This window comes from Pseudoalteromonas sp. ABE4_541 (assembly GCF_056312285.1).
In genome coordinates, this window is sequence record NZ_JBSVEM010000029.1 from 31116 (window position 1) to 47392 (window position 16277).

General features: G+C 43.9%; 17 protein-coding genes. 12 read left to right on the forward strand and 5 right to left on the reverse strand.

Annotation, left to right across the window (positions count from 1 at the left end):
- Positions 1 to 278 precede the first annotated feature (278 nt).
- The 4 genes from ACW689_RS20130 (at position 279) to ACW689_RS20145 (ending at position 5277) form a co-directional block, all read left to right on the forward strand.
- Positions 279 to 2099, forward strand: a complete 1821-nt coding sequence (locus ACW689_RS20130) for an assimilatory sulfite reductase (NADPH) flavoprotein subunit (RefSeq protein WP_476294067.1) — start codon at positions 279 to 281, stop codon at positions 2097 to 2099.
- Between the two features lie 39 nt (positions 2100 to 2138).
- Positions 2139 to 3860 carry an assimilatory sulfite reductase (NADPH) hemoprotein subunit gene (gene cysI / locus ACW689_RS20135; protein WP_476294068.1) on the forward strand — a complete coding sequence of 574 codons (1722 nt, stop codon included), beginning with the start codon at positions 2139 to 2141 and terminating at the stop codon, positions 3858 to 3860.
- Between the two features lie 46 nt (positions 3861 to 3906).
- The gene (locus ACW689_RS20140; protein ID WP_476294070.1) at positions 3907 to 4647 is read left to right on the forward strand and encodes a phosphoadenylyl-sulfate reductase; all 741 of its coding nucleotides are present in this window, start codon (positions 3907 to 3909) and stop codon (positions 4645 to 4647) included.
- Positions 4648 to 4749: 102 nt separating this feature from the next.
- A complete protein-coding gene (locus tag ACW689_RS20145; protein WP_476294072.1) occupies positions 4750 to 5277 on the forward strand; it encodes a DUF4124 domain-containing protein in 528 nt (175 codons plus the stop codon).
- Positions 5278 to 5286: 9 nt separating this feature from the next.
- Here the strand turns inward: ACW689_RS20145 and ACW689_RS20150 are convergent, their stop codons facing one another.
- Complete coding sequence (locus ACW689_RS20150) at positions 5287 to 6384, reverse strand: NAD(P)/FAD-dependent oxidoreductase (protein WP_476294074.1); 1098 nt, start codon at positions 6382 to 6384, stop codon at positions 5287 to 5289.
- Positions 6385 to 6574: 190 nt separating this feature from the next.
- Between ACW689_RS20150 and ACW689_RS20155 the strand changes: the two genes are divergently transcribed.
- Positions 6575 to 7297, forward strand: a complete 723-nt coding sequence (locus tag ACW689_RS20155) for a substrate-binding periplasmic protein (protein ID WP_476294075.1) — start codon at positions 6575 to 6577, stop codon at positions 7295 to 7297.
- Here ACW689_RS20155 and ACW689_RS20160 read toward each other — a convergent pair.
- Together ACW689_RS20160 and ACW689_RS20165 are read right to left on the reverse strand one after the other, a co-directional pair.
- A complete protein-coding gene (locus ACW689_RS20160; protein WP_476294076.1) occupies positions 7281 to 7733 on the reverse strand; it encodes a PaaI family thioesterase in 453 nt (150 codons plus the stop codon). The genes ACW689_RS20155 and ACW689_RS20160 overlap by 17 nt on opposite strands.
- Positions 7734 to 7890: 157 nt before the next feature.
- Positions 7891 to 8256 carry an RNA-binding S4 domain-containing protein gene (locus ACW689_RS20165; RefSeq protein WP_476294078.1) on the reverse strand — a complete coding sequence of 122 codons (366 nt, stop codon included), beginning with the start codon at positions 8254 to 8256 and terminating at the stop codon, positions 7891 to 7893.
- A 111-nt stretch (positions 8257 to 8367) separates the two neighbouring features.
- On the opposite strand from ACW689_RS20165, the gene ACW689_RS20170 reads away from it, so the two are divergent.
- Positions 8368 to 8709 carry a hypothetical protein gene (locus ACW689_RS20170; protein WP_476294080.1) on the forward strand — a complete coding sequence of 114 codons (342 nt, stop codon included), beginning with the start codon at positions 8368 to 8370 and terminating at the stop codon, positions 8707 to 8709.
- 90 nt (positions 8710 to 8799) lie between these two features.
- On the opposite strand, the gene ACW689_RS20175 is transcribed toward ACW689_RS20170, so the two are convergent.
- Complete coding sequence (locus tag ACW689_RS20175; protein WP_476294082.1) at positions 8800 to 9537, reverse strand: hypothetical protein; 738 nt, start codon at positions 9535 to 9537, stop codon at positions 8800 to 8802.
- Positions 9538 to 9656: 119 nt separating this feature from the next.
- Here ACW689_RS20175 and ACW689_RS20180 point away from each other — a divergent pair, with 119 nt between their 5' ends.
- The 4 genes from ACW689_RS20180 (at position 9657) to ACW689_RS20195 (ending at position 13874) form a co-directional block, all read left to right on the forward strand.
- Positions 9657 to 10322: an SDR family oxidoreductase gene (locus ACW689_RS20180; RefSeq protein WP_476294083.1), complete on the forward strand. Its 666-nt coding sequence runs from the start codon at positions 9657 to 9659 to the stop codon at positions 10320 to 10322.
- A 110-nt stretch (positions 10323 to 10432) separates the two neighbouring features.
- Positions 10433 to 10798: a hypothetical protein gene (locus ACW689_RS20185; protein WP_476294085.1), complete on the forward strand. Its 366-nt coding sequence runs from the start codon at positions 10433 to 10435 to the stop codon at positions 10796 to 10798.
- The gene (locus ACW689_RS20190; protein ID WP_476294087.1) at positions 10799 to 13144 is read left to right on the forward strand and encodes a fatty acid cis/trans isomerase; all 2346 of its coding nucleotides are present in this window, start codon (positions 10799 to 10801) and stop codon (positions 13142 to 13144) included.
- 103 nt (positions 13145 to 13247) lie between these two features.
- Positions 13248 to 13874, forward strand: a complete 627-nt coding sequence (locus ACW689_RS20195; RefSeq protein WP_476294089.1) for a dUTP diphosphatase — start codon at positions 13248 to 13250, stop codon at positions 13872 to 13874.
- Here the strand turns inward: ACW689_RS20195 and yrfG are convergent.
- Entirely contained in the window at positions 13871 to 14527 is a 657-nt protein-coding gene (gene yrfG / locus ACW689_RS20200; protein WP_476294090.1) for a GMP/IMP nucleotidase, read from the reverse strand. The two genes, ACW689_RS20195 and yrfG, sit on opposite strands and share 4 nt — an antisense overlap.
- Before the next feature lie 61 nt (positions 14528 to 14588).
- Between yrfG and nudE the strand changes: the two genes are divergently transcribed.
- Complete coding sequence (nudE, locus tag ACW689_RS20205) at positions 14589 to 15152, forward strand: ADP compounds hydrolase NudE (RefSeq protein WP_476294092.1); 564 nt, start codon at positions 14589 to 14591, stop codon at positions 15150 to 15152.
- A 1-nt stretch (position 15153) separates the two neighbouring features.
- The gene (cysQ, locus tag ACW689_RS20210; protein ID WP_476294093.1) at positions 15154 to 15948 is read left to right on the forward strand and encodes a 3'(2'),5'-bisphosphate nucleotidase CysQ; all 795 of its coding nucleotides are present in this window, start codon (positions 15154 to 15156) and stop codon (positions 15946 to 15948) included.
- The last annotated feature ends 329 nt before the right edge of the window (positions 15949 to 16277 follow it).

Here is a 16277-nt window from a genome sequence, read left to right on the forward strand (position 1 = left end):
ATATTTTTGAATTTATTTAAACAAAGGCCGAGCTTACTGAACCTTTGTTGCGGCAATGTTAATATTAGAGCGTTCATTTTTAAAGCAAATCTTTTAATCTGTTTTCTTTGGGTTTTTTTGTTATTCATAACTAAATGGAATATAAAAGCAGATCTTTGTCTTTCTTGTTGCGGCTAGCGCGCAGTATCCTGCACACATCGAAAAACTTGCTTTCGCTTTGTTGGCAAGTGAGACACCAATCTACGCAAAAGATGTTTTAGGGTTACGGGGATTAATCAATGTTGTTAGGTCAACTCAGTGCTGCGGCAAGCCCGCTTACGCAAGAGCAAGTGCAAAAATTACAGGGGCTAGTGGCTGAGCTCAATCCAATTCAACAAGCTTGGGTCAGTGGTTACTTGGCTGCTAATGCTAATACTGCGGCTTTATCGGGTGCGATGGGGGCCAATCCTGGCGCTATCGCATCAGAGTCGGCACCTTTGACGATTTTATTTGGTTCGCAAACAGGTAATGCTAAATCTGTGGCGAGTAAGCTTAAAGAGCAAGCTGAATCTCGGGGTATTGCGACGAAACTTGTCAACATGGCTGATTATAAAACCTCAGCACTGAAAAAAGAGAAATTCCTGACTATTGCGGTCTCTACATACGGCGAGGGTGAACCACCTGAAGATGCAGAAGCACTGCATGCATTTTTAGCCAGTAAGAAAGCACCTAAACTAGATGGCGTAAAAGTGGCCGTAATCGGTTTAGGTGATACCAGCTATGAGTTTTTCTGCCAAACAGCCAAAGATTTTGAAGCGCGCTTGAATGCACTCGGCGCCGAAGTCGTATTTGCCCGTGCCGATCTAGATGTGGATTACGAAGAGCAAGCACAGCAATGGATAGTTGGCGCACTTGATGTGTTTGAACCTGAGTTAAAAGCACAGCAAAACGATGCAGGTAATAATGTAGTGAGCATGCCATTTGCTTCTGCAGGTGCGGTGGCAAGTCAGTACACAAAACAAAACCCATTTGCGGCAGAACTCAGTGTGGTGCAAAAAATTACCGGTCGTGATTCAACTAAAGATGTACGCCATATTGAGATTTCACTAGAAGGTTCTGATATTACCTATACACCAGGTGACTCGTTAGGTGTGTACTTCCTAAATGACGAAGTGTTGGTTGACCAAGTACTTGATGCACTCAAAATTGATGCTGCAAGCTCGGTTGAGTTGTTAGGTGAAAAACTAGATGTACGTACAGCGTTGATTGAAAAACTAGAGTTGACGCAATCTTACCCTGGCTTTGTTGAAAAGTACGCGCAAGCGACCAATAACGCAGAGCTACAAAAATTAGTAGAAGATAAAGCAGCATTACGAGAGTACATTGAAGCCCGTCAGATCTTCGACATTATCAAACAAAACCCAGCAGACATTGATGCACAAGCGTTAGTAGATTGCTGTCGCAAGCTGCAAGCACGTTTGTATTCAATTGCATCGAGCCAAGCTGAAGTGGAAGAAGAAGTACATTTAACGGTTGGTTTGGTTGAATTTGATGCATTTGGCGAGCAGCATTTTGGTGGTTGCTCGGGTTACTTAGCAAACCGAGCAGAGGAAGGCGTTAATGTTAAAGTGTTCAGTGAGCATAATGATAATTTCCGTTTACCTGCTGATGATAATACACCGGTGATCATGGTGGGTCCGGGCACAGGTATTGCGCCATTTAGAGCCTTTTTACAAGAGCGTGAAGCACGTGATGCACAGGGTGATAATTGGTTGTTCTTTGGTAACCCACACTTTACACAGGATTTCTTATATCAAACAGAGATCCAGGGGTATGTGAAGTCTGGTTTATTGAACAAAGTTGATTTGGCATTTAGTCGTGACCAAGCTCAAAAAATCTATGTTCAAGACCGTTTGCTTGAAAAAGGTGAAGAGGTGTTTGCGTGGTTAGAAAAGGGTGCCCACTTCTATGTGTGTGGGGATGCAAACCGCATGGCAAAAGATGTACATCAAGCCTTGTTGGATATTGTTAAAGCTCATGGTGGCAAAGATGATGAGCAAGCAGAGCAATATTTAAAAGAGCTGCGAGCTGCACATCGTTATCAAAAAGACGTGTACTGATCACGTCACTGACCGTCGAGAGAAATTTTAGGAAACACCATGAGCAATTCAGATAACAAACCAAATAGCAAGTTAGACTCAAATGCAAAATTTGCAGATAACGAGCGTTTAAAAACGCAAAGTAATTTTTTGCGTGGCACGATACAAGAAGATTTGGGCGATCAGTTAACCGGTGGTTTTACCGCAGATAACTTCCAGCTGATCCGCTTCCACGGCATGTACCAGCAAGATGACCGTGATATACGTCCGGAGCGCGCTAAGCAAAAGCTTGAACCATTACATAACGTGATGCTTCGTGCTCGCATGCCGGGCGGTATTATCAAGCCTAGCCAGTGGCTAGCAATTGATAAATTCGCAGAAGAAAAATCAATGTATGGCAGCATTCGTTTAACGACGCGTCAAACATTCCAATTTCATGGTGTATTGAAGCCAAACATTAAAGACATGCATCAAATGCTCAATAGTGTGGGCATTGACTCTATTGCGACGGCGGGAGACGTTAACCGTAACGTACTGTGTACCACTAACCCTGTTGAATCAGAACTACACCAAGAGGCGTACGAATGGGCTGCAAAGATTTCTGAGCACTTACTGCCTCACACTAAAGCGTATGCCGAAATTTGGCTCAATGGTGAAAAGACAGAAACAACAGAAGAGCCTATCTTAGGTTCAACTTACTTACCGCGTAAGTTCAAAACCACAGTCACCATTCCACCAAACAACGAAGTGGACGTACACGCTAATGACTTGAACTTTGTGGCAATTGCTGAAAATGGCAAGCTCGTAGGTTTTAACGTGCTGGTTGGGGGTGGCTTAGCCATGACTCATGGCGATGTGAACACGTACCCGCGTAAAGCGGACGATTTTGGTTTTATTCCACTTGAGCATACGCTGAAAATTGCCGAGCACGTAGTATCAGTTCAGCGCGACTGGGGTAACCGTGTCAATCGTAAAAATGCGAAAACCAAATATACCCTAGATACATTTGGCAGTGATGCATTCAAAGCCGAAGTGGAAAAACGCGCAGGCGTAGAATTTGAACAAAGCCGCCCTTATGAATTCACGCACCGTGGCGATCGCTTCGGTTGGGTTGAAGGCATTGATGGCAAGCATCACCTTACTTTGTTCATCGAAAATGGCCGTATTTTAGATTTCCCGAATAAACCTTTGAAAACGGGCTGTCGCAAGATTGCCGAAATTCACCAAGGTGACTTCCGTATGACGGCAAACCAGAACTTGATCATTGCCGGAGTCCCTGCTGAGCAAAAGGCGCAAATTGAACAAATTGCTCGTGAACACGGCCTAATTAATGATGCCCATAGTGAGCAGCGTAAAAACTCGATGGCCTGTGTGGCATTACCAACTTGTCCATTAGCCATGGCAGAAGCCGAGCGCTATTTGCCTGACTTAGTAACCAATGTAGAAGGGTTACTTGCAAAACATGGCGTGAGTGAAGACAACATTATTTTACGTGTTGTAGGCTGCCCTAACGGCTGTGGCCGAGCGATGCTTGCTGAAGTTGGTTTAGTGGGTAAAGGCCTAGGTAAATATAACGTTTATCTTGGTGGTAACCGCGAAGGTACCCGTGTGCCTAAACTGTACTTAGAAAACGTTGGTGAGGATGTTTATCTACCTGCACTGGATGAATTGATTGGCCAATGGGTGAATGAACGCCATGAGAACGAATGTTTTGGTGACTTTGTGATCCGTCAAGGCATTGTGGCTGAAGTGAAGGTATCGAAAACCGACTTTCACGCGTAACGAATAGGTGATTTTGGCAAGCTTGGCTTGCCAATTGGGAATGAGCATGAGTGAATATAAACAACTATTACAGTTAAGTGGTGAGCAGCAGCAATCACTGTTGGCACAAGCCAACGAATTGCTGTTGCCAATGACGCCACAACAGCGTGTTGCATGGGCGCTAGAAAATTTGCCCGATACCGCATTTTTGTCTTCCAGCTTTGGTATTCAGGCTGCTGTGATGTTACACCTCGTGACCTCAGAGCGTGCCGATATTCCTGTGGTGCTAACTGATACAGGTTACTTATTTCCAGAGACTTATCAGTTTGTTGATTATTTAACGGAACGCTTGAACCTCAATCTGCAAGTTTATCGTTCTCCACTTAGCCCAGCTTGGCAAGAAGCTAAATACGGTAAGTTATGGGAACAGGGTCAAGATGGGATCAAGCATTACAACACGTTAAATAAAGTTGAGCCGATGACGCGTGCGTTAACAGAGCTTGGCGCAGGCACTTGGTTTAGTGGCTTAAGACGCGACCAATCATCAACTCGTGCGGATAAGCAAATATTAGAAATTAGTCGCGGTACGGTGAAGGTTTATCCTATCATCGAATGGAATAACCGAGATGTATATCAGTACCTAACTAAGCACGATTTGCCATATCACCCTTTGTGGGAAGAGGGTTACGTGTCAATGGGCGATGTGCATACCACGCGCAAACTAGAACCTGGCATGACAGAAGAAGAAACACGTTTCTTTGGATTAAATCGTGAATGTGGATTACACATTGACGGGGACGGCATTTAAACATTCTCCAGCCATGGAGGAGGCGCAAAAGCACAACTTCGGTTGTGCTTTTTTATTTCGACGGGTGTATGCTGTTACTCTGGTAGAAGTAGGAGTAAGCTCGTGAAGTATTTTAGTTATTTAATGATTATGGCCATGTTAGTGGGGTTGGCTTCGTTAACTGTATTGAAGCGACCAGATGGTAAGCCTTGGTTAGACATAGGGGATGTCGGCGAGCAGGTTCAGCAAAAGGCAACAGAGCAATATTTGGATGCGAAACAGGCCTTAAATAATACACTTGAACAAGCAACTACGAGTGAAGCGTCCTCTAATGCATCTTCAACGAGTGGCACGATTTACAAGTGGCAAGACAAAAATGGCAATTGGGTTTACTCCGACAAACCGAACAGCCAAGGCGCAAGTCAAACGCATGCCCTAGATCCCAGCCGCATTACGGTAATGGCCGCAGAAGACACATCTATCCTCAAAGAATTGGCTGCACGTAAGGCGCAAATAGACTCGCAGCTTAAGAATCCATCCGCGTTGTCACCTACCGATGTAAAACAGTTAATGATGGATGCGAAAAACATTCAAAAACTTATGGATGAGCGAACTAAAAAAATCGATCAGGCAATAGCTGGGGAGCAGTAAAAAAGCTTCTCACGAAAGAAGCTTTTCTGCGACACGATCGGCAATCGCAAGGCTGGCTGTTAACCCAGGTGACTCGATGCCAAATAGATTGATAAGGCCTGATAGTCCATGAGTTTGGCTATCTTGGATCACAAAATCTTGTGCGCCAGAGTGATGTAACTTGGGCCTTATACCGCTATAGCTAGCATGTAATCTCGATTCATTGATTGTTGGCCAGTAACGTGAAATTGCGTTTACAAAGTTTGCCTTGTTATGTTCGCTGGGCGCGTAATCGAGTTTATCCACGAACTCAGTATCGGGCCCAAACTTGAGCTGGCCAGCTAAATCTAAAGTGGCGTGTATACCTAATCCATGCTGTTCTGGCATCGGGTAGATCAGGTGCTTAAATGGGTGCTTTCCTTGATAGTTGAAATATTGACCCTTACAGAAATAAAGCTTAGGAATATGCTCTAAAGCAAGCTCAGTTATGTTTTGAGCACATTGCTGAGCGAATAATCCTGCGGCGTTGATCAGGTGCTTACATTGAAGGGTGAATATTTCACCGCTGCACTCTAGCGAGACGATAAAGTGATGACCATCAAAGTGTGCAGACAAAAACCGTGTATTACCTACGTATTGGCCGCCATTACTTTCTATTTGGTGAATGTAAGAAAGCATTAATTGGTGGCTATCTATGATCCCTGTTGAAGGAGACCAAAGTGCTTCTTGCACTCTGATTTGGGGGGCTTTTTCCTCAAGCTCGCTGCGATTCATAAAGTGCAAGTCAGGCATGCCATTCTCACCCGCTTGTTGATAGAGTGCGTGTAACTTTTCGATTTCTTGCTCACCATTTGCAATTAATAACTTACCAATCTTATTAACTGGCACATTATATTTTTGACAATGTCGATAAAGGGACGATTTTCCTTGAACACAAAGCTGTGCTTTGAGGCTATTGGTTGGGTAGTAGATACCCGCATGGACCACTTCGCTGTTTCGGCTACTGGTATGTTCGCCAAACTGAGCCTGTTGCTCAATGACTAATACGTCGCTTTGGGTACTGAGTTTTGCACCGCAGGCTAAGCCAATCACGCCTGCACCAATCACTAGCGTATCTATTTGATCCATATGTAAGCTATTTTTATTCTAATGTGCGCATGATAACAAAGTCATACGTGGGCCTCTACACACTTTGTGTGTCAGGTCTATTAACCTGTATGTGCAGTGCAAAAAATTAAACGAAGTCTTAAACGAAGTCGGTGCTGGAGGTGAATTGGACTAAACTCTTTGCATTAAGAGAATTATTTGCAGGTGCACAGTGAAGTGGATAATCGCATGTTTATGGCTCGCGGCGTCTTATGTCAATGCCAGTATGGAAATAATGAAGCTAACAGGGGGGCACAATCCATGGCCACCTTACGTTAATGAAGATGGCAGTGGTTTGGTGCCTGAAATATTGGATGCTGCATTCACGTCCCAAGGAATTGAGTTTGACGTAAAAATCGCGCCATTTAGCAGAATGATGTTGTTAGTTGAGAGTCAAGAAGTAGATTTAATAGTGGCGCTGTGGTGGACGGAACAGCGCGATAAAACCATGTTATTCAGTAAGCCTTATTTTCATAATGAGTTAGCAATTGTGGGTCAGCGAGAGAGTAAAATGGTATTTCGAGGGGCACAAAGTTTACGCTTTAAAAGTATTGCTATGATCAGAGGATATGCCTATCATGAGCTGTTACAAAATATTGAACAGTTACGTGTGATTGATGTGCTGAACCTGCATGCGTGTTTAGAGTTGCTCAGTAAAGGTCGTGTCGACTTTGCCATTGCTGATGCATTGGCATTCAACTATGAAGTGTCAAAGATTCCCGAGTATGCCAAGCTCAAGCTTCACTACCCAATTTTGGTGAGTTGGCCACTGCATCTTGGGGTGAATCGCACACACCCCTATGCACAAGAGATCATTAGCCGCTTTAACCTCGGATTAGAAGCTATACGAAGTAATGGTGTGTACGATCAAATCCTTGCTAGGTATGTGAACTAGCGCGCTCAACAACGGCTGCGGTCATACGAGAAATGCAGCATAATTCACCTTTAGCGTTGGTGATCTGTATATCCCATACCGAGCTTCTTTTTCCGAGATGAAATGGTTTCGCTGTTGCTGTTAATATGCCATCTCTAGATGCTTTAAGGTGGTTGGCGTTGATCTCTTGGCCAACACAGTAGTAGCGTTCAAAGTCGACAACAAAGTTAGCGGCGTAGCTTGCCACGGTTTCTGCTAAGGCAACATTGGCACCGCCATGCACCATACCTAATGGGTTATGGTGTTCCGGTGTTGCTGGCATGGTTGCTACCATATAGTCATCACCAATTTCAGTCACCTCAATGCCAAGCTTTTTCATCAATGAACCTTTGCCATGAATACCTTCATCTAGCGATTTACAAAATGCCAGATCGATAGGGCGAAACCAAATAGACATAATCTTCCTTTTATTCTGAACGGGTTAAAGGAGCATATAGTGCGCCTAGTTCTTGCGTGAAAGGTCGAGGAACGGCATGCGTTGTATTTGAAAGCCTTTCAGCGTCATAAAAATACCAGTTTAGAGCTAATAATCAAAGCGTCCAAGATGAGGCTTATCAGCCAAATGAAATTGGTTTTCGTCCGGTATTCGCATCTTTTTTATTTTTACGACTTCTATTGCGCTTTTTGCGCTGAGTTGGTGCCTCTTGCACTGGGGTGGACACGGCGCGCGGGGTTGGTTCAACACCATCAGCAAGTGTGAGTTGGAAGTACTCGTCATCAAAATGTAGCGTGTCACCACTATAAAGCTTTTTTCTTTTCACGGTACACACTTCATTATTCACTACGACATAACCTTCACCAATGAGCGCTTTTGCTTGTCCACCAGTTTCAGCTAAATCTAAAACTTTCAAAAGGTTGCAAAGCTCTATGGGCTCTTCTTCCAGCTCAATTTCAATATATTCCGGTTGCTCTTCAAACATTATCTTACCTCTCAAACCTTTGCGTTAGTATACCGTGATGTTGCGATAAGCGACGAAACTTTTTAAGAGAATTTGAGGTCTTTAATGTGATTGCAGTATTTGGCGTGTATCTTGCTGCCGAATTTGAATGAGTTGATTGTTGCAATCTATGACGAGGAGCTAAGCAATATGGGTATTCGTTCAACACTAAAAAAAGAGCTAATGAACTTAGATGCAATGGGTTTAATGACCGCAGATGATGTGAGGCACTATCTGCAATCTCACTTGGAGAGAGTAAAAAATAGCAGTGCACAGAAATTTAATCTCATCGCACGCTTTAACACCCATCATAACCAGATCCAATCTGGGCTACCGAGCCAGGAAAAAGCGCTGGAATTTGAGCGACACCGTTTGTTTAAAGAAGTGCTTTATCCTAGAACTGCGGTAAAAAGATGGTTATCTCAGCAGCCGTGATTTGAAAATTTGGCGGCTGGGCTTTATCTCAAATAAGCTAGGCTCAGCGCCAAAGATGTTACCTTTACTTTCTAGCCAGTGAGTGTTGTTTCAAGCGCTCGGTTGGTCCAAATCAATGATTTCTATGTCACATGACTTTGCCGCATCGGCTAAGCTTTGAAATGTGCCTTGTATTGTATTAGTTTGCATTAAGTGTTGAATAGATGCGGTTAGTTTGGGAACTAAGTTTGCGTGCTTTTCACTCACATAGTGATATATGGTAAATGGCTTTGTTAGAGACTTTATATATATTTTTTGCAATCCAGACGAGCATAATGTGCCGACTGCGAAACGGTTGTTGGCGATAATTGCAGGAGCATGTTGTTTTTTTAAAGCGGTAAATGCAGAGTGGTCATTTGCCACAATATTGCACATCAAGCGCCTGTTTTTACAGTACTGCTCTGCCATTAAGCTCCCTTTAATCGTAAGAACACCGACGTTTTTATTTAAAGCACACTCGTTTGCCTGGATACAGAAAATATGAAGTCTTATCCTTGAAAGAGGCTCTGGCACAGGTATGAGCTTGGTGTATTGCTTGACGGCGAGATCAATGCGACCTGCCTCGGCATCTAATATGCCCTTGTTTACTTGCTGTAGGCCTCGGCGACTTGGCAGATAAACGATTTCAGGTTTGATCCCTAGCGGTGCGTATATTGCCTCCATGACCTCGCGTAATTTTTCTTTGCCAAGTTGGTAGTCTAAACCCTCACTGGCATTGATCACATAAGGTTTTGCATGCAGTACACTTGATATAAATACAATGACAACAAGGCAAAAATATCTGAGCATATCGTATATTTAGCTGTGGCTTTATCAGAGCATAGCAGAGAAGCGACTAAATGTGAGAGACTCGGCGTAAGTAAATATACGGTATTTTTGAGCAGACTAAACTGTAAGGAGCGGCATAAATGAGTAAACATGTGATTGTGACAGGTGCAAACCGAGGTATTGGGTTGGAGTTTTGTAAACAGTTTAAAGCACAAGGCGACAAAGTCACCGCGATTGTGCGCAAGGCTTCGCCTGAACTTGATGCGCTTGGTATTCGCGTTCTTGCTGGTGTGGATGTGAGCAACGAGCTGCAGGTGAATACGCTGACGGAGAAATTAGCTGGAGACAAAATAGACATCTTGATCAACAATGCCGGCATTTTTAGTAATGAGACCATGGCGAATATGGATTTCAGCGCGATAGAAAGGCAGCTGCAAATTAATGCAATCGCACCTGTAAGAGTGGCTCATGCATTATTACCTTTGCTTCAGGCCAACAGTAAGATAGCGATGATAACCAGCCGCATGGGGTCGATTGAAGATAATGGCTCAGGAGGCTATATCGGCTATCGCATGTCCAAGGCCGCCTTGAATGCGGCTAGCGTCAGTTTAGCGCACGAGCTAAAAGCTAAGCAGATTTCAGTGGGGCTGTTTCACCCGGGTTTTGTGCAAACTCAAATGGTTAACTTTGCGGGGGATATCTCACCACAACAAGCCGCAGAACGTTTAATCACTCGGATCGAAGCGCTTAATCTTGATAACACGGGGGGGTTTTGGCACGCCAATGGAGAAACACTTCCCTGGTAGCTTGAAAAGTTGAGCCTACTGAGAAGGTAGGCTCCTTACCTACAGGCGTATGAAAGCTTGAATGTATGCTAGTATGTGCTCATCTATTAAATTCACCCTCGTTGTAGACTATGGAATTATCACAGAACACCCCGCTGAATCTGCCGCTTTTTTTGTTGGATGAGCATCTTGAGCAAAGAGATATGTCGCAACCAGACGTCACATTACAAGTGACTCTCGATGAAACTTTACTTGCCCATTTGTGCCAAAATCCCAAAGTGGATGAAAATATCAGCATTAACCTCAACGATTATCAACTGACTGCAGAGCAAAGCCAATATGCTCAAGCAATTGATGGTGAGCACCAGGCTCAGCTTATTCTCAATCATGGCCCTGTTCTGAGTGCTGTTTTGAGCCTAGATGAAAGTACCGTATTTATATCTCCGCCGATGGAAATGATGCCAACGTTTGATTTGGGCGAAGAAGAGGAGAGCTAAATGGATAAGCGCGCTTGGTGGCTAATATGCAGTGTATTGGTATTGTCTGGATGTATGGCATTGGGATTTAGCCAATATGATGAACTTTATGGACAGCAAAGCGTTCAGGCGCGTGAGGTCAATCATTTTCAATCAAATGGTAGCGATTATTTACAGCTGGTTAAACCTATAATTGAACAGCGCTGTGTGGTCTGCCATGGCTGCTATGATGCACCTTGTCAGCTGAAACTGTCCTCGCCAGAGGGGATAGATAGAGGTTTAACCAAAGAGCGAGTGTATGATGGCACACGATTGCTTGCGCAAGCGCCTTCTCGCTTACTATTTGATGCTACGTCCACAGAGCAATGGCGTGCAAAAGACTTTACGCCTGTGCTGAATGAACGCCAGCAAAGCGAACAGGCTAATTTAGCTGGTAGTGTGCTCTACAATGCTTTGTTATTGAAAATGAGTAAACCCTTTCCTGAGCAAGGGTTACTTGGCAAAGAGTTCGACTTTTCGCTCGACAGAACACAAAGTTGTCCGAATATGGATGAGTTTGCTGGATACGCAAAAAGTCAGCCGCATGCGGGTATGCCTTATGGCCTACCAGCACTAGAGCGCAGCGAGTTTAAGCAAATTGAAAGTTGGCTCAAAGGTGGCGCCAAAATGGCTCAGATCCCAGAACCTATCGCTGCTGAAAGGCAAGCAGTGGCAAAGTGGGAGCTATTTCTAAATCAAGATGCGCTCAAGGCGCAATTAGCGGCTCGCTATATTTATGAGCATTGGTATTTGGCTAACATTTACTTTCCAGAGCAAAATAGCAGTGCGCGGCCAAGCTTTTTCAAACTCGTGCGTTCAAGCACACCGCCAGGTAGTCCGATTAAACTTATTGGCACTCGGCGCCCATACGATGACCCACATGCAGAGCGCGTTTACTATCGCTTGATGCATGAACGCAGCACCATACTGGCAAAAACGCACATGCCATTGGCATTAACCGAGACAAAGTTAGCGCGTTTGGATAAACAATTTATGCAAGCTGATTATCAGGTTGATAGCTTGCCAAGTTACGCACCTAAGGAAGCTTCCAACCCATTTAAAACGTTTGCAGCAATACCTGTAAAGTCTAAATATCAGTTTATGTTGGACGAGGCTCAGCTGATCATTAATGGTTTTATTAAGGGACCTGTGTGTCGTGGTCAAATTGCACTCAATGTGATCAACGATCAATTTTGGGTCGCCTTTGTTGACCCAGATAAAAATAGCTTGCCGGCGGTTAGCGAGCTTTTGCTGCGTCATGAAGATGATTTAGCGCTTCCAGCTGCTGAGCAAAGTAATGTCTTGCCTTTGGCGAGCTGGGTAAAGTATGCCAATCGCCAACATGAATATCTGCAAGCTAAAACTAAGCTCGCGAATGAGTTACTTGCCGATGGTAAACGATTGAATATGGATTTGATTTGGCAAGGTGAGGGGTATAACGATAATGCTGCATTAACCGTATTCCGCCATTTTGACAGTGCTACCGTCGTTAAAGGATTTGTTGGTCAGCCACCAAAAACTATGTGGCTACTGGATTATGCCTTATTTGAACGTATTCATTATTTGCTAGTGGCGGGCTTTGACGTGTATGGCAATATTGGTCACCAACTGGTGACTAGGTTGTATATGGACTTTTTACGCCTTGAAGGTGAACAAAACTTCATCAACATGCTGCCGCAACATGTAAGACAACAAATAAAAAATCATTGGTATCGTAAGTCACATGTCAGCTTAAGCGAATTTATCAATCGCAAGAGTTTACTTGCTGCACCAACAGGTATTGAGTTCGTAACGGATGATCCTAAAGCGGAGTTATATGAAAAAATTAAAGCGAGGTTACAGCCAGTATTGAATAACCGTTACAATTATCAGTCGATTGAAGTTGACTTAGCGCAGCTGAATCATTTGCCTAGTGAAGCGATTAATTTGTTGCCACAAGTGTCCTTTATCTTGCAAAGGCAAACGAATGGTGAGCACCGCGCTTTTACTTTGATACACCATAATGCGCACTACAATATTTCTAGTTTGCTCAATGAAGAAGGGCAGCGAGCTTATGATGAAGATACCGCAACGCTGGTGCCTGGTTTTATTGGCGATTACCCAGAAGTAATTTGGTACTTAGCCGATGATAAAAACGCTCATGCTTTTATCGAACGATTGAACAAAGTGCGCAGTGAAGCCGATTACCAACGATTGACTTCACAATTTGCTATACGCCGCACGCACCCGCAATTTTGGCAATATAGCGACTTACTGCATAGCGTAGCGAAGCAATATCGAGGTATTGAATACGGATTATTTGACTATAACCGTTTGGAGAATCGCTAGCGTTAGTCACCGATTAGAGCCAACAAAACATATTATGAAACTGTGAACCCCCCTTTGAGTGGGGTATGATACAGATCTTTTCACACAATAAAGAGAGAGCGCAATGTCAGCCAATATCACTAAGCTAGTCGTGATGTTAGAAATGCAAAATGCCATGAACACTAAGGTGCATGAGCAATGGTTTAACCAAGGTTTTGAATGGTATCGTGCAATTTGGGTTGAGTGTGCTGAAATGCTTGATCACTACGGTTGGAAGTGGTGGAAAAAACAAGTACCTGATACAGAGCAAGTTATTTTAGAGCTGGTGGATATTTTCCACTTCGGCTTATCACTACGTATTGATGGTACAACCAGCTATGAAGCGCTAGCAGAGCAGCTGTCAGCGGAGCTTAGCCAACCAGCAGCAGAAACTGATTTCAAGCAAACACTCGAAGTACTCGCTGCGAGTGCCGTTGCAGATAAGCAATTTAACGGCAAAGCGTTCGCAGGTTGCATGCAACAAATAGGTATGGACATTGATGATCTATACCGTGGTTATGTTGGTAAAAACACCCTTAATTTCTTCCGCCAAGATCATGGTTACAAAGAAGGCAGCTATATCAAGGTATGGAACGGTCAAGAAGATAATGAGCATTTGGTTGAAGTGGTTAAAAGCCTAGATACAGAGCACCCAGACTTTGCTAAAAATGTGTATGCGGGTTTGCAAGCGCGTTACCCAAGTGAGGCCTAAGTAATAGGTAATAACCTTCTATAGTCGGTAATCGATAAGTAGTCTGTAATCGTGTTTACAGGCTGCTTACTGTCTGGATTCGCGACAGCAAGTAGGTGGCCGATGCCATACTCGCGTGCTGCATTAAGCACGCTTAAGCTGTCATCAACAAACAGCGTTCGCTGTTTATCAAATTTTAAGTCCGCCTGTACTTTGTGCCATAAATCTTGGCTTTCCTTACTGACACCATATTCGTGGGTTGACACCAAACAATCAAAGTAATGCGCAAAATCAGCAAGCTCGACCTTTAAACTTAAGCTATCAGGGTGGGCATTGGTAAGAATAATCAGCTCTTTTCCAGCCGCTTTGAGCGCTTCTAAAAGCTCTGGTACATCTTCGCGTAGCGAGATCAAATGCTGGATCTCTCTTTTAAGTGCCATAATTGGTAAGTCTAATTGCGCTTGCCAGTAATCAAGGCAGTACCATTGAATTTGTCCTTGCACGGCTTCATAGCGTTTTAGGATATCCGCTTTGGCTTCTTCGAAAGAGATATTTTGTTTTTTGGCGTGCTCTTGTGGAATAACTTGCAGCCAAAAGTGACTATCAAAGTGTAAATCGAGTAAGGTGCCGTCCATATCAAACAGAACGGTGTCAATTTCAGACCAATTTAGCATGGGCATTTGTCTTTAAAGGCTTTATGATAAGTTTAATAGTCATGATAACAAATAAAATCTTATGTCACAGAAAAAGCATCCAACACCACCGGAAATCATACACTGTGAAGTGACAGCAAAAAGCCGTTTATTCACCGTAGAGTCCCTGCAATTAGAGTTTTCAAATGGTGAACAGCGTCAGTATGAACGCATTCGTGGTGGTGGCCGAGGTGCGGTCATGATAGTGCCATTAACGGCAGAAAATGAGCTATTATTAGTGAGAGAATATTGTGCAGGAACGCACAATTATCAGCTGGGTTTTCCCAAAGGGCTGATTGATCCCGGGGAAACCCCAATAGAAGCTGGCAATCGAGAGTTAAAAGAAGAAGTTGGTTTTGGTGCGGAGCATTTCTGCGATCTCAAAACGTTATCGTTAGCGCCGAGTTATTTCAATGCAAAAATGCATATCTTGGTGGCGAAAGGGCTTTATCCAGAACAGCTTGAAGGAGATGAACCAGAACCTTTAGTGACCGTAAGATGGCCGTTAGATGACTGGCAATCATTACTAACGCAAAGTGATTTTACGGAAGCACGCAGTGTTGCAGCACTATTATTGTTGCAACAGCATTTAGCCCAGGAGGTTTAATATGCACACACTGCTAGAGCCTTGCATTTCACTCGCACAACAAGCAGGTGATGTGATCATGGAAATTTATCAGAATGATGACATTGGTGAGCGCGAAAAGTCAGACCATACGCCAGTTACTGCAGCCGATTTAGCAGCCAATGAAGTACTCGTAGCGGGTCTTAGAAAAATTGCGCCCGATATCCCCATTATGTCAGAAGAAACGCCCATTCCAGAATTATCACAGCGACAGCAATGGCAGCGCTATTGGCTACTCGATCCTATGGATGGCACGGGGGAGTTTATTCTACAAAGTGGTGATTTTGCGGTGAATATTGCCTTGGTTGAGAATAATCAGCCGGTGCTCGGGGTCATTTATTGGCCGTCAAAAAATATTACTTACTATGCAACTAAAGGCAATGGCGCTTTCAAGCGCTCAGATGAGGAGCAACATCAGATCTATGTTGCGCCCCCGCAAAGTTTGACATTAGCAGTGAGTAGACGACAAAAAATAGAAGCGGTAAGCCAATATTTGAATAGCCACTTTGATACGATTGCGCTGGGCTCTTGTTCACTGAAAGCTTGTATTGTTGCCGAGGGGAAGGCTGATTGTTTTATGCGTGTTGGTCCAACAGGTGAGTGGGACACCGGTGCTTCACAAGTGATTGTCGAAGAAGCGGGAGGTTGTATCACGGATGCAGAATTTAATCCGCTTACATACAATCAGCGAGAGATAACAGAAAACCCTGACTTTATTGTGATGGGCCATCCCGATTGGCAATGGCAAAAATTGATCACGCCGCATCACCGTAGCTAAATATATCATTTTGGTTGATATTTGAGCGGTTGGACGGTTTTTGCAAGCAAATGCTTGCATTTATAATTTAATCCTATATTATGGCGACCTCTTCAAAAAGCAGGTTTAAAAACCTTGTTTTTCAAGGAGTAAATTTCGAATTTTTTATTCGAATCACAGGCACGGGATGGAGCAGAATGATAAATCATTCGTCGGACTCGTTAAGCCTAAAAAGCCGAAGGTCGTCGGTCCCCGACTTCATTTAGCTGACAATTTACAGGCGCGGGATGGAGCAGCCTGGTAGCTCGTCGGGCTCATAACCCGAAGGTCGTCGGTTCAAATCCGGCTCC

What these genes read in the sequence shown, in the direction of transcription:
- ACW689_RS20130 (WP_476294067.1), top strand. Translation starts at nt 279, where the DNA reads ATGTTGTTAGGTCAACTCAGTGCTGCGGCAAGCCCGCTTACGCAAGAG.
- cysI (WP_476294068.1), top strand. Translation starts at nt 2,139, where the DNA reads ATGAGCAATTCAGATAACAAACCAAATAGCAAGTTAGACTCAAATGCA.
- ACW689_RS20140 (WP_476294070.1), top strand. Translation starts at nt 3,907, where the DNA reads ATGAGTGAATATAAACAACTATTACAGTTAAGTGGTGAGCAGCAGCAA.
- ACW689_RS20150 (WP_476294074.1), bottom strand. Translation starts at nt 6,384, where the DNA reads ATGGATCAAATAGATACGCTAGTGATTGGTGCAGGCGTGATTGGCTTA.
- ACW689_RS20160 (WP_476294076.1), bottom strand. Translation starts at nt 7,733, where the DNA reads ATGTCTATTTGGTTTCGCCCTATCGATCTGGCATTTTGTAAATCGCTA.
- ACW689_RS20165 (WP_476294078.1), bottom strand. Translation starts at nt 8,256, where the DNA reads ATGTTTGAAGAGCAACCGGAATATATTGAAATTGAGCTGGAAGAAGAG.
- ACW689_RS20175 (WP_476294082.1), bottom strand. Translation starts at nt 9,537, where the DNA reads ATGCTCAGATATTTTTGCCTTGTTGTCATTGTATTTATATCAAGTGTA.
- ACW689_RS20180 (WP_476294083.1), top strand. Translation starts at nt 9,657, where the DNA reads ATGAGTAAACATGTGATTGTGACAGGTGCAAACCGAGGTATTGGGTTG.
- ACW689_RS20185 (WP_476294085.1), top strand. Translation starts at nt 10,433, where the DNA reads ATGGAATTATCACAGAACACCCCGCTGAATCTGCCGCTTTTTTTGTTG.
- ACW689_RS20190 (WP_476294087.1), top strand. Translation starts at nt 10,799, where the DNA reads ATGGATAAGCGCGCTTGGTGGCTAATATGCAGTGTATTGGTATTGTCT.
- ACW689_RS20195 (WP_476294089.1), top strand. Translation starts at nt 13,248, where the DNA reads ATGTCAGCCAATATCACTAAGCTAGTCGTGATGTTAGAAATGCAAAAT.
- yrfG (WP_476294090.1), bottom strand. Translation starts at nt 14,527, where the DNA reads ATGCTAAATTGGTCTGAAATTGACACCGTTCTGTTTGATATGGACGGC.
- nudE (WP_476294092.1), top strand. Translation starts at nt 14,589, where the DNA reads ATGTCACAGAAAAAGCATCCAACACCACCGGAAATCATACACTGTGAA.
- cysQ (WP_476294093.1), top strand. Translation starts at nt 15,154, where the DNA reads ATGCACACACTGCTAGAGCCTTGCATTTCACTCGCACAACAAGCAGGT.